13 protein-coding genes are annotated in these 16985 nt (G+C 73.1%); 11 read left to right on the top strand and 2 right to left on the bottom strand.

Annotated elements, in window-relative coordinates:
* Positions 1-44: 44 nt before the first annotated feature.
* The 8 genes from ACFYYR_RS06435 to ACFYYR_RS06400 all read left to right on the top strand — a co-directional run bounded on the left by ACFYYR_RS06435 (position 45) and on the right by ACFYYR_RS06400 (position 10088).
* Positions 45-2918: a discoidin domain-containing protein gene (locus ACFYYR_RS06435; RefSeq protein ID WP_388847571.1), complete on the top strand. Its 2874-nt coding sequence runs from the start codon at positions 45-47 to the stop codon at positions 2916-2918.
* A 242-nt stretch (positions 2919-3160) separates the two neighbouring features.
* Entirely contained in the window at positions 3161-3559 is a 399-nt protein-coding gene (locus tag ACFYYR_RS06430; protein WP_388847569.1) for a hypothetical protein, read from the top strand.
* Positions 3560-3915: 356 nt separating this feature from the next.
* Positions 3916-5361, top strand: coding sequence for a DUF1996 domain-containing protein (locus ACFYYR_RS06425; RefSeq protein ID WP_388847567.1), 1446 nt, complete (start codon positions 3916-3918; stop codon positions 5359-5361).
* 391 nt (positions 5362-5752) lie between these two features.
* On the top strand, positions 5753-6004 hold the full coding sequence (locus ACFYYR_RS06420) for a DUF6400 family protein (RefSeq protein ID WP_388847565.1): 252 nt from the start codon (positions 5753-5755) through the stop codon (positions 6002-6004).
* Entirely contained in the window at positions 5991-6218 is a 228-nt protein-coding gene (locus ACFYYR_RS06415) for a hypothetical protein (RefSeq protein ID WP_388847563.1), read from the top strand. Before ACFYYR_RS06420 ends, ACFYYR_RS06415 begins: the two co-directional genes overlap by 14 nt.
* Positions 6219-6569: 351 nt before the next feature.
* On the top strand, positions 6570-7517 hold the full coding sequence (locus ACFYYR_RS06410; protein WP_388847561.1) for a lytic polysaccharide monooxygenase: 948 nt from the start codon (positions 6570-6572) through the stop codon (positions 7515-7517).
* Between the two features lie 118 nt (positions 7518-7635).
* Positions 7636-8880 carry a pyridoxal phosphate-dependent aminotransferase gene (locus ACFYYR_RS06405; protein ID WP_388847559.1) on the top strand — a complete coding sequence of 415 codons (1245 nt, stop codon included), beginning with the start codon at positions 7636-7638 and terminating at the stop codon, positions 8878-8880.
* Positions 8881-9077: 197 nt separating this feature from the next.
* Entirely contained in the window at positions 9078-10088 is a 1011-nt protein-coding gene (locus ACFYYR_RS06400) for a helix-turn-helix transcriptional regulator (RefSeq protein WP_388847557.1), read from the top strand.
* Positions 10089-10148: 60 nt separating this feature from the next.
* Here ACFYYR_RS06400 and ACFYYR_RS06395 read toward each other — a convergent pair whose 3' ends face one another.
* Both ACFYYR_RS06395 and ACFYYR_RS06390 read right to left on the bottom strand, forming a co-directional pair.
* On the bottom strand, positions 10149-10730 hold the full coding sequence (locus ACFYYR_RS06395) for a GNAT family N-acetyltransferase (protein ID WP_388847555.1): 582 nt from the start codon (positions 10728-10730) through the stop codon (positions 10149-10151).
* 159 nt (positions 10731-10889) lie between these two features.
* Complete coding sequence (locus tag ACFYYR_RS06390) at positions 10890-12848, bottom strand: AMP-dependent synthetase/ligase (protein WP_388847553.1); 1959 nt, start codon at positions 12846-12848, stop codon at positions 10890-10892.
* Between the two features lie 373 nt (positions 12849-13221).
* Between ACFYYR_RS06390 and ACFYYR_RS06385 the strand changes: the two genes are divergently transcribed.
* The 3 genes from ACFYYR_RS06385 to ACFYYR_RS06375 all read left to right on the top strand — a co-directional run bounded on the left by ACFYYR_RS06385 (position 13222) and on the right by ACFYYR_RS06375 (position 16966).
* Positions 13222-14745, top strand: a complete 1524-nt coding sequence (locus tag ACFYYR_RS06385) for a glutamate synthase subunit beta (protein WP_388848129.1) — start codon at positions 13222-13224, stop codon at positions 14743-14745.
* Between the two features lie 85 nt (positions 14746-14830).
* A complete protein-coding gene (locus ACFYYR_RS06380; protein WP_388847551.1) occupies positions 14831-15592 on the top strand; it encodes an IclR family transcriptional regulator in 762 nt (253 codons plus the stop codon).
* Positions 15593-15937: 345 nt separating this feature from the next.
* Positions 15938-16966 carry a PP2C family protein-serine/threonine phosphatase gene (locus ACFYYR_RS06375; RefSeq protein ID WP_388848126.1) on the top strand — a complete coding sequence of 343 codons (1029 nt, stop codon included), beginning with the start codon at positions 15938-15940 and terminating at the stop codon, positions 16964-16966.
* Positions 16967-16985: the final 19 nt, after the last annotated feature.

The raw sequence follows: 16985 nt of genomic DNA, 5'->3' as shown, positions 1-16985 counted from the left end.
TGGACATGGCCCGACGACCGGCGCGCCGGAACGGAGATCGATCGATGCAGCCACCAGGGCGGGACGACCGCGCCGCAGGACCCCGCCGCTTCGTCCGGCCCACCGTCCTCCTCGTCACCTGCGGTCTGCTCGGCGCGGTACAGCCCGTCTCCGCCGCCGTGACCGACCGCCCCGCCCCGTCGCGGAACGGCGGGCGATCCTGTGCCGCCGGACCGGGATCCGCTTCCGGCGCCGCCGCGCGGACCGGCGCCGGCCGGGCCGGTTCCGCGGGCGGTTCCGCGTCCGCCGGGGCCGCCGACGCAGCAGGGCGGGAGCCGGGCTGGTCGCTCACCTCCTCGCGGTTCGATCCGCGCCGGGGGCACCACGCCTACGTGGGCAACGGCTATCTCGGGCAGAGTCTGCCGCCTGCCGGCACCGGCTACGCGGGCACCGGCGAGAAGACCGGCTGGCCGCTGTTCACCCCGCGCTACGACGGGGCCTTCGTCGCGGGGCTCTACGCCCACAACAAGAAGACCGCGGAGAACCGGCAGGCCGTCGCGGCGCTTCCGACCTGGTCCGGGATGACGGTCTCGGCCGGAGGGGATACCTTCAACTCCTCAACACCGGCCGACCGGATCTCGCACTACCGGCAGACCGTGTTCCTCCGCTGCGGTCTCGTCCGCACCTCGCTGACCTGGACCACCCGGGACGGCCGTGCCATGGACCTGGTGCAGGACGTCGTCGCCGACCGGCGCAACGCCCATGTCGGTGCGGTACGGCTGCGGGTCACCCCGCACTGGAAGGGCGACGCCACCGTCACGGATGTGCTCGACGGGCGCGGGGCGCGGCGGATGTCCGCGACCGCCGGCCCGGTCGGCGACGGGCGGGACGGCCGGGGACCGGTCGGTGTCGGCTTCCGGACCGACGGCACCCGCGTCGACGGTGCGCTCGTCTCCACGCTGCGCCACGGCCCGGGAGTACGGGTCCACGACCGCACCCGCGCCGGCAAGGGGCTCACCGCCCGCCAGTCCCTGGACTTCCGGTTCCGCGCCGGACGCAGCTACGAGTTCACCAAGTACGTCGGCGTCGACACCGAACTGACCTCCCGGGCGCCCGGGAAGGACGCGGCGCGGGCCTCGCACCGCGCCGCCGGCCGGGGCTGGCGGCAGCTCTTCGCCGACCACAGCACGGCCTGGCGCGCGCTGTGGCGCAGCGACATCGAGGTGCCCGGCCGCCCCCAACTCCAGCGCTGGCTGCGGGCGAGCCAGTACGGACTGCTGTCCAGCGTCCGCCGCGGCTCGCCGAACAGCATCGGCCCCACCGGGCTGACCAGCGACAACTACGCCGGGCTGAAGTTCTGGGACGCCGAGACCTGGATGTTCCCCAGCTTGCTGGCATCCCATCCGAAACTGGCCGAGTCGGTCCTGGAGTACCGCTACCGGACCATGCCGGGCGCCCGCGCCAACGCCCGGAAGCTCGGTCAGCAGGGGCTGTTCTACGCCTGGACCAGTGGCAGCAAGGGCGACCTGGCGTCGGAGTGCCACAGCGTCGACCCGCCGCACTGCCGCACGCAGATCCATCTGCAGAGCGACATCGCCCTCGCCGTCTGGCAGTACTACCTGCAGACCGGCGACCGGGACTGGCTGCGCACCCGTGGCTGGCCGATGCTCAAGGGCATCGCCGACTTCTGGGCGGGCCGGGCGAGCAGGAACGGTGACGGCAGCTACTCCCTGAAGAACGTCGCCGGGCCGGACGAGTACAGCAACGGTGTCGACGACGGGGTGTTCACCAACGCCGGCGCGGCCACCGCGCTGCGGAACGCCGGCAAGGCCGCCCGGCTGCTGGGCCGGTCCGCGCCGCGCGAGTGGTCCGCCTTTGCCGACGGCCTGCGCATCCCGTACGACAAGGACCGCAAGATCTTCCGGCAGTACGCGGGATACCAGGGCTCGAAGATCAAGCAGGCCGACACCGTGCTGCTGATGTACCCGCTCGAGTGGCCGATGCCCCGGGGCGCGGCCTCCCGCACGCTCGACTACTACGCCGCGCACACCGACCCCGACGGTCCCGCCATGACCGACTCCGTGCACGCGATCGACGCGGCGGCCATCGGTGAGCCCGGATGTTCGGTCCACACCTATCTGAAGCGCTCCATCAAGCCCTTCGTCCGTGGCCCGTTCTCCCTGTTCTCCGAGGCGCGCGGGGAGAAGGCCGGCGCCGAGGACCCGCTCGCGGGCTCGCCCGCCCAGGACTTCCTGACCGGCAAGGGAGGCTTCCTGCAGACCTTCACCGGAGGCCTGGCGGGGCTGCGCTGGCGTGCCGACCGGGTGCACCTGGATCCGACGCTCCCGCCGCAGCTGTCGGACGGCGTGACCCTGCGGGGGCTGCGCTGGCAGGGCCGTACCTATGACGTGGCCATCGGCCCGGAGCACACGACCGTCCGGCTGACCCGCGGTGAGCCGTTCACCGTGGAGACGCGGCAGGGTCCGCAGGTGGTGAGTGCCGGGGCGCCGGCGGTCCTGAAGACCCGGCGGCCCGATCTGACCCCGACGGACAATCTGGCACGCTGCCGGACGGCGAAGTCCGGCTCCGAGGAGCCGGGGCAGTACGCCAACGCCGCGGTGGACGGCAACGCGGCCACCGCCTGGGTGGCGAACGGCGCGCGCGGCGCGCTGACCACCGACCTCGGCCGGCCGGCCCGGATCTCCCGGATCTCCGCCGATTGGGCGGGCCGTGCCCCTGCGTCCCACCGGGTGCTGACCTCGCTGGACGGACGGCACTGGCGCCCGGTCGCCTTCGCCGACGGGAAGCCGGGCGACCTCGCGAAGCCGGCCGTGGCCCGCTACACCCGTATCGAGGTGCGCGGCGCGAGCCCGAAGCAGCATCCCGGCATCCGGGAGTTCCGGGTGACCCGGGCCCCGGAGGGTGAACGGAACCGGTAGGCCCGTGCGTTCGGGTCCGGTGGGTGCGTGAGCCGCCAGGACCCGAACGGACATCCCCGGGAGGGACCACCGAACGGATCACGGGCGGCGACGGCTGTCCGTGATCCGTCCCGTGCCCGGTGCCCTGCATTCCCCCGGACCGGTCCGGAGCAGAGGTGCCGCCACTACCGCACCGAGACGTCGGCCACCGTTCACGTCCAGCCCTATGCCTGGCCCAGGACTCGACGGCATACTGCTCCGGCATGACGCTGATGGCCGAAACAATCACCCTCGAACGGCTGGAAACACTTCTTGCCGACGACTCCATCGCCACGGTGCACCGTGCCCTGTGGCTGCTCCTGTGGGAGGGCGATCTGCGGGTCCTCGATCTGCTCGCCCTCGACGTCCGGGACGTCCACCTCACGGAGCGCGAAGTGACCACCTCCTCGCGCGGGAACCAGCCGGCCGGTGAGGTCGACTTCAGCGAGCGTGCCGCCGGGCTGCTCGGCGAGCTCATCGGAGACCGGGAGGAGGGGCCGCTGTTCGCCGTCGGCGGCCGGGCGCTGTCCTGGGAGTCCGCGATGCAGGTGGCCCAGGAGCAGGGGCACGTCATCCACGCGTTCCGGACGGGCGGCAAGCGCCACCGGCAGAGCGCCGAGTAGGCCCGCCGGGCACCGCTCGGGGAGGTCCGCGGGCGCGCCGCCGATCGCCTCTGTCCGGCGGAGGCCCCGGGAGGCGGCGACGGCCCTTCACCGACCGGGTTCGACGTGTCTGCCGCAACTCCGTGAAATCTTCTCGAAATTCTTTCCGGCGCCGTTGAACACACCCCTGCCGCCGTCCGTATCCCCCTGTGCGTTGAGCCTTCCTTCCGGGTGAAACGCGTTCCGCCCGCGATGACGCACAGCCCGTTCTCGCAGGCCGGGCGTGTGGGACCGGACGGAGGGCCCTTTGCGTATCCGGCCGGGGCGCCTATCGGGGGCCTGCCCGCGGCGAGGAACGACCATCGGAAAGGGGCCCCGTGAAGAACAAGGGCCACAGACGTTCTCGTGTCATCGGCACGACGGTCGCCGCGGTGACCGCGCTGGCACTGGGGGGAGGGGGCATCTTCCTGGTGACCAGCAATGCCTCCGCCGGATCCGGAGCGAACGCCGCTCCGTCGGCACAGGCCGCCCAGCGGCTGGCCACCATCGACTGCCCTGATGTGGCGGAGCGGCTCTCGCAGGTGCCCGAGCGGGCCCGTCCCGTGGTGGACGCCCAGCTCGCGCAGCTGGACACCCAGGTGGCGAACGCCTACAAGCGCTGGGCCTCGTGGGGGGCGAAGGCCGGACAGCAGAAGGTGGACGACTCCGTGCTGCGGCCGCTGACGGACCAGCGGCGCACCACCATGGACCGGATCGTCGCCGAGGTCGACCGCGTGGGGAAGCGGCCCGACTGGCTGAACTCCATGGTGAAGTGCACGGTCAAGCAGGAGAGCACTGCCGCGCAGGCCGGGGACGGCGCGGCACAGAACCCGGCGCAGGGTCAGACGCAGGCGCCGCAGCAGGGCCAGACACAGGCGCCGCAGCAGGGGCAGGCACAGGCCGCGGGCCCGCGCCGCTCCGACTTCGTCGACATCCGCTCGGTGCGCCCGAACGTGGCGAAGCCCCGGGCCGGCGGGAACGCCTCGGTGGGCACGTTCCGTTCACGCTGCGGACGCAACGAGAACAAGCACTTCAACCCGGACAACGTCATCGTCGCGCCCGGTGTGAGCAACGGTGCCCATCACATGCACGACTACGTCGGCAACCTGGACACCGATGCCTTCTCCAGCAACGAGGGCCTGGCCGCGGCCGGCACCACGTGCAGCAACGGGGACCGCTCCACCCACTACTGGCCCGTGCTGCGGCTGCGCGACGGCCAACGGGAAGCCGACGCGAACGCCCCGGGCGGCGGGCAGGACGGCAACGTGGGCAAGATCCTGCAGCCGGCCTCGGTGAAGCTGACGTTCAAGGGGAACCCCACCGCCAAGGTCGCGGCCATGCCCCGCTTCCTGCGCATCATCACCGGTGACGCCAAGGCCTTCACCAACGGCCCGGCCAACGCCAACGCCTCCTGGAGCTGCACCGGCTTCGAGAACCGCCAGCTCAAGAACAAGTACCCGCTCTGCCCCTCGGGCAGCAAGGTGGTGCGGACCTTTAACTTCCAGAGCTGCTGGGACGGTCGCAACATCGACAGCGCCAACCACCGCACGCATGTGGCCTTCGCGCGCTCCGACGGTTCCTGCCAGGCCGGCTTCCGGGCCATTCCGCAGCTGGTGCAGCGCATCACGTACAACGTGAAGCCGGGCTCGGTCTTCGCCGTGGACAGCTTCCCCGAGCAGCTGCACCAGCCGGTGACGGACCACGGGGACTTCATCAATGTGATGTCGGGCCGCCTGATGCGTCAGGCCGTCTCCTGCATCAACACCGGCCGCCGCTGCGGCTGACACCGGGCTCCGCCGCCGTCTCCGGCCGGAGGCGGAGCACCGCCCGGACGCCCGGACCGGCCGGCCCGCCGGGTGCGGCCCGGGCCCCCGCTGCGCGGGGGCAGGCCGGAGGGATACCGCCCCGTACGGCGCCGCTGTACGGGGCGGAACGGCGTCGACCGGTGTCGGGCAGCCCGGACCGGGGTGAAGTGCATCACATGGCACTAAGCGTGCATAACGGGCATAGTTCTCAAAATGCTGCGCTTTATTTCCTTTATTTCCGTTAATGACTGCGGTGGGTGGACTGCTCGGTATCTCCCTGTCATGGTCGCCTTCGGGCTGACGCTTCCTCGGTCCGGCCGCCTTTGATACACAACTCGGACGCGTCCGTGAGCCGACCAGGAAGCGCACCATGAGCGACCGCAGCACCGCAGAGCACCATGTCTTCGAGCTCGACCTCACCCTCGAAGAGGCACGCCGCCGGGCGGAGGTCGTCGCCGCGCTCGGGGACGACTGGGATCCGGCAGCGGCGCTGCAGGCCGAGGAGGACGCCTACCGGCTGCTGTACTCCGGCCTGGACGCGCAGCAGGAGGAGACCTACCGCAGGCTCGTGGAGGCCGGTGTCCTCCCGCCCCGGGACGGTGACGGCCGTGCTGCCCCTTGATCCCAGTGCCGACATCGGGCGCCGGGCCTGGGTGAGCTGTCCCCGTTGCCGGGACGACCGGGACTGCGGTGTCTGCCGCGCCGGACGCACCTGCCGCGACCACTGGCGCTACCTGCTCGCGAACTCCGGGAGTCTGGTCCACCTGCAGTGCCCCAACTGCACCCACCTGTGGGCCGAGCAGACCGGCTTCGGCGCCGGGGGCGCCGGGCGCTGAACGTCCACGGGGCCTCCGACGGCCCGTGGTGTCGCGGCGTGCGGTGACCCATGCGCGGACGCCCCTGCTGTGGCGTTGCGCGGGTCCGCTCTCCGGCCGCCCCTTGTCGGCGAGGGTCGGGCCTCCCCGCCCCCTCTCGCCTCTCCACCCCTATCGACGCGCCTCGCCGCGTCCGTCCGACGCCTGCGCACATGGCCTCCACGGGACCGTCGACGGGGGGCCGGGGCCGCGGGAGCGGCTTCCGCCGCTCGCTGATCATCCATCCCGGCGCGGGTGAACGCGCAGCGGGACCGGCCCGTATAACACCGCAGGCGGACCTGCCGCCGGACCGGTGAAGGAGGTCTCCCGCGGATGACTGTGCACCGCAATGCCGCTGTGGCTGCCCTGGTCGGCGGCGTTCCGCTCCTGATGACGGCCGTGACCGCGGGGCCGGCGGCGGCGCACGGCGCGCCGACCGATCCGGTCAGCCGGGCGGCCGCGTGCAGTCCGGTGGGGGAGGAAGCCGCGCGTTCCGCCGCCTGCGCGGCGGCCGTGAAGGCCAACGGTGGCCGGCTGTTCGAGGACTGGGACAACCTGCGGGTGGCCGACGTCCGCGGCCGGGACCGGCAGAGGATTCCCGACGGCGCGTTGTGCAGCGCCGGGCTCGACGGCTACCGGGGCCTGGACATCGCCCGGAGCGACTGGCCCGCCACGACGCTGAAGGCGGGCGACGACTTCACGCTCACCTACCGGTCCACCATCCCGCACCAGGGGAGCTTCAGCCTCTACCTCACCAAGGACGGCTACGACCCGTCCACGCCCCTGACCTGGGACGACCTGGAGCGGAAGCCCTTTCTGACCTCGCGGGACCCACAGCTCGACGGTGATGCGTACCACCTGAGGGGCAAGCTGCCCGCATCGACGACGGGTCGTCATGTCCTGTACACCGTCTGGCGGAACACCGACACCCCGGACACCTACTACTCCTGCTCCGATGTCGTCCTCAAGGGTGGCGCCGGGGCCGCAGGCGCCGGGACGGGCCGCGAGGCCGCGGGTGCGGACGAGGGCTCTCCGGGCGCGGCTGATTCCCGGCCCGCCGAGGACGCCCGGGGCGGACGGAGCTCCCGGGCCGCGGCGAGTACCGGGAGCGGAGCGGACTCCCGGCAGGCCGCGGACCGGCAGGAGTCCGCCCCCGCGCAGCCCGCGGCCGCCGATTCGAGCTCCACGCCCGTTTCCCCGCTGATGGCCGGTGTGGCCGGGGCGGTCCTGGCCGTCGCCGCGGCGGTCGTCTTCGCCGTCGTCCGACGACGGCCGTTCTGAGGGCACGCAGGGCGCGGCAGGGCCCGTCCCCGGCCCACTGCTTCACGAACCATCCCCCACCGGTAGCTCGGAGGCGGGCCCGCGGATGCCGCGCGGCCGCTCCGGAAGGAGTTCAGCCGTGTCCCAACCCATCGATGCGGCACTGCGCAGCACGGCGCACAGTCCCTCCTGGGCCATGCTCAACCGCCTGGCGCCGGACGTCGCCCAGGAACGTCCCGAACGGACCGAGCTCTCCACGCCGTACGCCTACCAGCAGCCGGAGGCGGAAGAGCGGATCGACTTCTGCATCCCCTGCAACCCCTACTTCCCCACGCCGGACATGTTCGGACGGCTCCAGGGGGCGCTGGAGTCGATCCTGAAGTACTACCCGAGCGACGCGGGGACGATCACGGCCGAACTCTGCGGGGTGCTCGGTCTCAACCCGCAGACCGTCGCCATGGGCAACGGCTCCACGGAGCTGATCACCTGGATCGACCACCTCCTGGTGAAGGAGAGTCTGGCGATCCCGATCCCCACCTTCGGACGCTGGACCGACCAGCCGCTGGAGACCGGGAAGCGCGTGGACATGTTCCCGCTCCGCGAGGAGCAGGACTTCGCCCTCGACCTCCAGGAGTACGCCGAGTTCATCCGGCGGCGCGGCTCCCGGGTGGCCGTGGTCTGCAACCCCAACAACCCCGACGGGGGCTATCTGAGACGCCAGCAGATCCTGTGGTTCCTCGATGAACTCGTGGACCTGGACCTGGTGATCGTCGACGAGTCGTTCATCGACTTCGTCGACGCCGAACGCTCCGCCTCCGTGGCCGACGAGGCCGCGATCCGCCCGAATGTGGTCGTCCTGAAGAGCCTGGGCAAGAACTTCGGTCTGCACGGCATCAGATTCGGCTACCTCGTGGCCAATCCCGCCCTCGCGGCCAAGGTCCGTGACGCCCTGCCGAAGTGGAACCTCAACTCCTTCGCCGAGACCGTGGTCTTCATGCTCAAGGAGTACGGTGCCGAGTACCGGCAGAGCCTGGCCCTGCTCTCCCGCGACCGCGCCAACATGTCCCTCGCCCTCGCCGGGCTGCCGGGCCTGGTGGTCTTCCTCTCCCAGGGCAACTTCCTGCTGGTCAAGCTGCCCGACGGGGTGGACGGTGTCCAGCTGCGCGACTACCTGCTGAACGAGCACAACCTGTTCGTGCGCGAGTGCGGCAACAAGCTGGGCAGCAGCAGCCAGTTCCTGCGGCTCGTCGTGCGGCCGTACCCGGATGTCGAGCGGCTCCAGTCGGCCCTCCAGCGGTATCTGTACGGCGGCTCCGCCGGCTCCATGAGCCAGCCCCGGGCGGCCCTGCCGTCCCCCGTCACCCCGCTGCCCGGCACGGCCTGAGCCCGCGGCCCGTCTGGTGCGTCCGGCTCGTCCGGTGCGGCCCGCGGCACGGCTCCTCCAGGGCTGCCGGAGTACGGGGTGCCGCCCCGGGCCGCCCGGCTCCCGGGGAGCGGGGTGCCCCGGGAGCAGACCTGACGGGCAGCGGACCGTCGGGAAACAGGACGGAAGCTGTCCGCTATGCGTGGCAGGCTGCCCTCATGACCGACACTCCGGCACGTCTGCTCCGTCTGCTCTCCCTGCTCCAGACCCCGCGCGAGTGGCCCGGCAGCGAACTCGCCGAGCGCCTGGTGGTCAGCCCGCGCACCATTCGCCGGGACATCGACCGCCTGCGGGAGCTCGGTTATCCGGTCCAGGCGACGAGAGGGTCGGTGGGCGGATACCGCCTGGTCGCGGGCACCGCCATGCCGCCGCTGCTGCTCGACGACGAGGAGGCGGTGGCCATCTCCGTCGGCCTGCGCGCCGCCGCCGGGCACGCCGTGGACGGCATTGAGGAGGCCGCCGTCCGCGCCCTCACCAAGATCGAACAGGTCCTGCCGTCCCGGCTGCGCTACCGGGTGGGCTCCCTGAACGCCGCCACCGTCCCGCTGTCCGGCTTCGGCTACGGGCCGACGATCGATCCCGAGCGGCTGACCGTCCTGGCCGCGGCCGTCACCAACCGGGAGCGGCTGCGCTTCGGCTACCGGGCGGGCAACGGCGCGGAGAGCCGGCGCCGGGTGGAGCCGCACCGCCTCGTCGCCGCCGGACGGCGCTGGTACCTGGTCGCCTACGACAACGACCGGGAGGACTGGCGGCTGTTCCGGGTGGACCGGATCCGGGATCCGCAGCCCACCGGGGTCCGCACCGAGCCGCGTGAGCTGCCCGCGGAGGACGCGGCGGCGTACACGGCGGACAAGCTCAGCAAACTCGCCCCCAGCTACCGGGCGGTGGCGACGCTCCACGCGCCGCTGGAGGACGTGGCCGGGCGCCTCGGGGAGAGCCCCGGGGACCTGGAGCGGCTCGACGAGCGGAGCTGCCGGCTGCACAGCGCGGCCGGTTCGCTGGAGTGGCTGGCGTTCCGGCTCGCCGCGCTGGGCTGCGAGTTCGAGGTGCACGACCCGCCGGAGCTGATCGCGTACCTGGACGCGCTGGGCGCCCGGGTGAGCCGTTCCGTGGGCGGTGGCGCCCGGCGGCCGGCGGCGCCGGAAGGGGGGCCGGCGCCGGAGGAGTGACCGACCGCCGTAGGGGACCGGCCGCCGCAGGGGTGACGGCCGGCGGCCCGGCCGGAGCCGTCAGGCCAGCACCTTCTCGAACCAGTGCTCCGCGTACGGCCCGTCGTTGTACGCCGGGATCTCGGCATAGCCGTGCCGGGCGTAGAGACTGCGTGCCTCGACGAGATCGTGACGGGTGTCCAGCCGTACCGCGGTGGCGCCGAGGCCGCGCGCGGTCCGTTCGGCGGCGGCCAGCAGCCGCGCACCACCGCCCCGGCGGCGGGCCCCGGGGAGCACGAACACCCGGGTGAGCTCGGCGGTGTCCGGGCCGAGCAGCCGCAGACCGGCCGAGCCGACGGTGACGCCGCCGCACCGCGCCAGCAGCAGCACACCCGTCGGCGGCACGAGATCGTCGTGTGCGTCCTCGGCGACCGCGGCCTCGGTCTCCGCCACGGTGGCGGTCCGCCCGTAGTACCGGCTGACGATGTCGGCGTAGTACGCGTACAGCACGGCGACGGCATCCGGGTGGTCCGGCGCCGCCGGAGCGATCTCCCAGTCCGCCGCCGAAGGATGCTCCGGCGCGGACCCTTCGTCCGGCGTCCGGGGACGCTCCGGCGACGGGAGGCGATCCGCGATGGCGGGAGGTGCGGACGGCTTCTTCATGCGGCCCATTCTGCCCCGGTGACGCCGGCCTCTCCGGTGAATCCCGGCCTCCGCGGCGCCGGCCTCCCCGGAGCGGACCGGCCATGGACATGATCCGCAGGCGATCGCCGTCCCGGAGAGACCGGGCACCCAGGGGAACGCGATCCGTGCCGGAGCCCGTCACGGCTCGTACAGGGCCTCGATCTCCTTCTCGAAGTCCCGGGCGACGGCCTCACGTTTGATCTTCATCGTGGGCGTGAGATGCCCGCTGTTCTCGGTGAAGTCCACCGGCAGGATGCTGAAGCGGCGAATCGATTCTGCTCTCGACACCAACTCATTGGCGTCCGCCACCGCTTGCTGCATCTCGGCGCAGAGCACCGGGTCGAAGGCCAGCTCGTCCCGGGTCATCTTCTGCTTCTGGTGGATCACCTGCCAGTGGGCGAGCCCCTCGGGGTCCAGGGTGATCAGGGCCGTGACGTAGGGGCGGTTGTCCCCGATCACGATGCACTGGCCCACCAGCGAGTGGGCCCGCAGCCGGTCCTCCAGCGGGGCGGGAGCGACGTTCTTGCCGCTCGCGGTGATGATGATCTCCTTCTTGCGGCCGGTGATCGTGAGGTAGCCGTCGTCGTCGAGGGACCCGATGTCCCCGGTGGCGAACCAGGTCCCCCGGTCGGCCCACGGATCGGACTCGTAGTCGCCCGCCGGGGGCCAGACCGGGGGAGGGCTGACCGCCGCGGGTACCACCGCGCCGAGGGAGGAGTCCCAGTACCCGGCGAAGACCTGCCCGCCGCGCAGCAGCACCTCGCCGTCGCCCGCGATCCGCACCGAGGTGCCCGGCAGCGGCCAGCCGACCGTGCCCAGCCGGGGTTTGAGCGGGGGCGTGACGGTCGCCGCGGCCGTCGACTCCGTCAGCCCGTACCCCTCGAAGATCTCGATGCCCGCGCCCGCGTAGAAGGCGGCGAGCCGGTGGCCGAGCGGGGAGCCGCCGCAGATGGCGTACTGGACCTTGCCGCCGAGGGCGGCCCGGATCCGCCGGTAGACCAGCGGGTCGTACAGGGCCCGGGCGGTGCGCAGGGTGAGGCCGGGCCCCGGGCCGGTGCCGTGCTCCTCGGCCTCGTGGGCCTCGCCCCAGCGCTGGGCGATGGTGGCGGCGCGGTCGAAGGAGGCGATGCGGCCCATGTTCTCCGCCGTCGCCCGCGCGGTGTTGTAGACCTTCTCCAGCACATAGGGGACGACGAGCAGGAACGTCGGCTGGAACCCGGCGAGATCGGCGAGCAGGGACTCCGTCTTGATGCTCGGCGCATGACCGAGCCGGACCCGCGCCCGCAGGCAGCCGATGGCGACCATCCGGCCGAACACATGGGAGAGCGGCAGGAAGAGCAGCGTGGACGCCGGCTCGTCGGAGACCGTCTTGAAGCACGGGTGCAGCAGCTCGATCGCGTTGTCGACCTCGGCGAAGAAGTTGCCGTGGGTGAGCGCGCAGCCCTTGGGGCGGCCGGTGGTGCCGGAGGTGTAGAGGAGGGTGGCGATGGAGTCCGGCGAGAGCCGGGCGCGGCGGGCGGTCACCTCGGCCTCGGGGACCTGCTTCCCCACCTCCACGAGCTCCGCGATCGCTCCCGCGTCGAACTGCCACAGGTGAGCGAAGTGCGGCAGCCGGTCGAGCTCCGCGTCGATCAGCAGCGCCTCGTCGACGCCCTCCACGGCACAGCCGACGGCCCCCGCGTCCTGGATGATCCAGCGGGTCTGCTCGGCCGAGGAGGTGGGGTAGATGGGGACGGTGACCAGGCCCGCGGCCCAGGCGGCGAAGTCGAGGAGGGTCCATTCGTAGGTCGTCCGGGCCATGATGGCGAGCCGGTCACCGGGCTGAAGCCCGTGGGCGACGAGCCCCTTGGCGGTGGCGAGCACCTCGGCGGCGAACTCCACGGCGGTCACGTCCCGCCAACTGCCGTCCGGCTGCTGCCGGCTGAGCACCACGGCGTCCGGCGCCTCGGCCGCGTTGTGGAACGGGATGTCGGCCAGACTCCCCTGGGCCGGCGGTACAGCCAGTGGCGGGACGGAAACCTCCCGCACTGATCCATCCACCACGGTCTTCCTCGGCTCCACCAGGACGGGTGGTGCCGGGATCTGCTGTACGGACACGAGCGGCTCCTCCTTTTCGGCCACGGGTGGTCGGCCCGTTGGCGCGCAGGAAGTACGAGGACAGGCGGCTGTGAGGAAGTACGGCGCCGGGCCGCGAGATGCTCAAGGGACGGCAAAATCGTCTCGTGGCCGTTCCCCGCCGGTGCTTCAGCGGCCGGGCGGCGCGCCCGCTCCCGGCCCGGTGCCGGTCGGGGACGGTGGCGCGGAGCCGTGCGGGGCACCTCCCTGTGCCGCTTCCCGCGCTGAGATCCGGGAGAAGCCGACGTATGGTGGCAGAACGGCGCCGTGCGCCCTGCCGTGAGCCGGTGCGCTCCGGCCGGGAGCGGTGGACCGGTGCCGCACCGAGGCCGACGAGCAGGTGCTGGAGGCCGTCATGGCCGACCCGCAGGGGTTCATGACCACCCCCCGCCGCACCTGCCCCCGCCGTCCCGTACCGGAGCGGGTCGAGGACTGGAACGAGGTCTACGTCGGCCAGGGGCTGCTGCCGATCATCAGCGAACAGGCCGGGCGCTGCATGGACTGCGGCATCCCGTTCTGCCACAGCGAGTGCCCCCTGGGGAACCTGATCCCCGAGTGGAATGTGCTGGTGTCGCGGGAGGACTGGGACGCGGCGAGCGACCGGCTGCACGCGACCAACAACTTCCCGGAGTTCACCGGCCGCCTCTGCCCGGCCCCCTGCGAGACCGCCTGCGTGCTGGCCATCAACGCGGACCCGATCACCATCAAGAACGTCGAGGTCGCCATCGCCGACCACGCCTGGGAGCACGCCCGGGTACCGCCCCGGCCCCCGGACCGGCTCTCCGGCAAGACCGTCGCCGTCGTCGGCTCCGGTCCGGCGGGACTCGCCGGCGCCCAGCAGCTCACCCGGGCCGGGCACACGGTCGCCGTCTACGAACGGGACGACCGGATCGGCGGGCTGCTCCGCTACGGCATCCCGGAGTTCAAGATGGAGAAGGTGCACCTCGATCTCCGCCTGGAGCAGATGCGGGAGGAGGGAACCAAGTTCCGCACCGGTGTCGCGGTCGGCACCGACATGGACGCCGCCCGGCTCGCCGAGCGCTACGACGCGGTGATCGTCGCCGTCGGCGCGCACGCGCCCCGCGAACTGCGGGTCCCGGGCCGCGAACTGGCCGGGATCCACCAGGCGATGGAGTACCTGCCGCTCGCCAACCGCGTCCAGGAGGGCGACCTCACCGAGCCGCCGATCACCGCGGAGGGCAAGGACGTGGTGATCGTCGGCGGCGGGGACACCGGCGCGGACTGTCTGGGCACCGTGCTGCGGCAGCACGCCTCCTCCGTCGTCCAGCTCGACATCAATCCGCAGGCCGGCGACGAGCGGACCCCCGACCAGCCGTGGCCCACCTACCCCAAGGTGCACCGGGTGTCGCCCGCGCACGAGGAGGGCCGGGAACTCGCCCTGCTGCGCGGCTCCGACCGGTACGGCCACGACGTGCCGGTGCCCGGACCCGAGGGCGACGTCCGGGTCTACTCCTCCGCCACGCTCCGCTTCGAGGGCGACGCCACCGGTCACGTCCGCGCGCTGCACCTGGTCGGCGTGGAGCCGACCGAGCGGCGGCCGCAGCCGGGGACCGAATGGGTGCTGCCGGCGCAGCTGGTCCTGCTCGCCCTCGGCTTCTCGGGCCCCGAGCGGGACACCGGCCTCATCGACCAGCTCGGACTCGGGCTCGACCCCCGCGGCTGCATCGCCCGCGACACCGGCTTCGCCACCACCGCCCCCGGCGTCTTCGCCGCGGGCGACGCGGGCCGGGGCCAGTCGCTGATCGTCTGGGCGATCGCCGAGGGGCGCTCCGTGGCCGCGGCCGTGGACCGCTACCTCGCCGGCTCCACCACCCTCCCCATGCCCGTCCGGCCGGCGGACCGGCCGCTGGTCGTCTGACCGGCCCGGCACCGCCCGTTCCCTTGGTCGCCGGCCGCTCCGGACGGCCCTTGCTTCCGTCACACCGCTGACCCAAGCTGGGGGTATGGGCTCTCCCCCCAGCAGCCCCACGCTCATCACATCCGTGCAGCGCGCGATGCGTCTCATGGAGGCCGTGGGTGCACACGAGAACGGCGCGCCGGCCAAACAGCTGGCCCGGGAGACGAGTACGCCGCTGGCCACGACCTATCACCTGCTGCGGACCCTGGCCCACGACGGTTACGTCCGGAAGCTGGACGACGGGGGCTACGTCCTGGGGGACCGGCTGGACTCGCTCCACTCCGGCAGCCGGGGCCAGGCCCTGGTCTCCCGGGTCCGTCCGGTGCTCGCCGCGCTGCGGGACGAGCTGTCGGCCGCGGCCTACCTGACGTTCTACGAGGACGGCGAGATCCGCGTCGTGGAGGTCGTCGACGGACCGCGGGCACCCCGCGTCGACCTCTGGGTCGGGTTCGAGGACGCCGGACACGCCACCGCGCTCGGCAAGTGCGTCCTGCGGGACCTGGACGAGGAGGCGCGCGCCGACTACCTCTCCCGGCACCCCCTCGCCGATCTCACCCCGCGCACCATCACCCGTCCCGAGCAGCTCCTCCGCGACCTGGAGGCGGTGGCCCGCCCGGCCGCGGTGCTGGACCGCGAGGAGTACATCCTCGGCACCGCGTGCGCCGCGGTGCCCGTCCACGACGGGACCACCCTGGGCTCGCTCGGGGTCTCCGTCCGGGTCGACCGGTTCTCCCGGATCCAGGACGCCGAGGCCCGGCTGCTGTCGACGGCGAACCGGGTCAGCCGCGCCCTCTCGCTCACCATCTGAAAAACCGGCTCTTGTCGGTCCCGGCCGCCGGCCGGTTCTCTGGATGCACAGTTCCGCTGGACGGACCGCGACGGCACCCCGCACGACCTGCGGCTGCCGACCGTCCGCCCCAGTGACCGTCCACGAGTGAGAGAGCGGCCCATCAGGGACATGAGCCAGGCCAGAAGCCCTCAGTGCGACAACCCGCAGCCGTGGCGGGCCGCGGCCGGACCCGACCCCGGCCGGACCCGCCGCCCCGCCACCGGGGGCCCCGGCCGCGCCCGCCGCGCGGTGGGCGCGGCCGGGCGGAGCGCCACCGCCCTCGGCGCCCGGCTGCGCGCCGACGACCTCGCCGCCGGCCTCCCCCTGCTGATCGTCACGGCCGTCGCCCTCCTCGGCCTCGTCAGCGGCGGAACGGCCCCCTACTGGCTGCCGCTGCTCGCCGTGGGGCCCGCCCTCGCCGCCGTCACCGGCTCGCCGTGGGGCATCATCCGGGTCGGCCTGCTGGCCGTGGGCCTGGGGGCCGGGCTCGCGGCCCGCAGCGGCGGCCCCGGCATCCGGGAACAGCTGCTCGTGCTGGGCGCGGTGGCCGCCGTCACCCTGGCCAGCGCGCTGGCCGGCGCCCGCCGCCGGGGCAGGGAACAGGTGCTCGCCGACGTCCGCTCGGTCGCCGAGGCCGCCCAGCACGCGCTGCTCCGGCCGGTGCCCCCGACCGTGGGCCCGTTCCAGGTGGCCGTCCGCTACAGCGCCGCGGCCGCCGAGGCCCGGATCGGCGGGGACCTCTACGCCGTCGTCCCCACGCCGTACGGGGTGCGGCTGATCGTCGGCGACGTCCGGGGCAAGGGCCTCCCCGCCGTCGGGACGGCCGCCCTCGTCCTCGGCGTCTTCCGCGAGGCCGCCTACGACGAGCCGGACCTCGTCGGGGTGGTCGGCAGGATCGAGCGGAGCCTGGCGCGCAACCTCGGGTCGGACGACTTCGTGACCGCGGTCGTCGCCGGCTACCCGGGTGCGGGCCGCCTGGAGCTGGTGAACTGCGGGCACGCGCCGCCGCTGCTGGTCGGCGAGTCCAACGTGGTCTCCGTCGGCCCCGTCCGTCCTGCCCCGCCGCTCGGGCTGAGCGGGCTCTCCGACGACGTGCCGGTCCGCCAGGTCCTGCCGTTCGCCGACGGCGACCAGCTGCTGCTCTACACCGACGGGGTCACCGAGGCCCGGAACCACCGCCAGGAGTTCTACCCGCTGGCCGAACGGGTCGCCCGCCATGTGTCGCCGGAGCCCGCCCGGACCCTGTCCGGACTCCACGACGAACTGCTCGCGCACGTCGGCGGCCGGCTGCGCGACGACGCGGCCCTGCTGCTGCTCCGGAAGCCGCCGGTGGCCGCGGTGCCCGCCGGCTGACAGCTGACGGCACGGTGAC

Origin of the sequence: Streptomyces sp. NPDC001922, from assembly GCF_042891165.1 — a bacterium.
GTDB lineage: Bacteria > Actinomycetota > Actinomycetes > Streptomycetales > Streptomycetaceae > Streptomyces.
The sequence above is the reverse complement of the archived record's forward strand: the minus strand, read 5'-3'. Positions and strand labels throughout refer to the sequence as shown.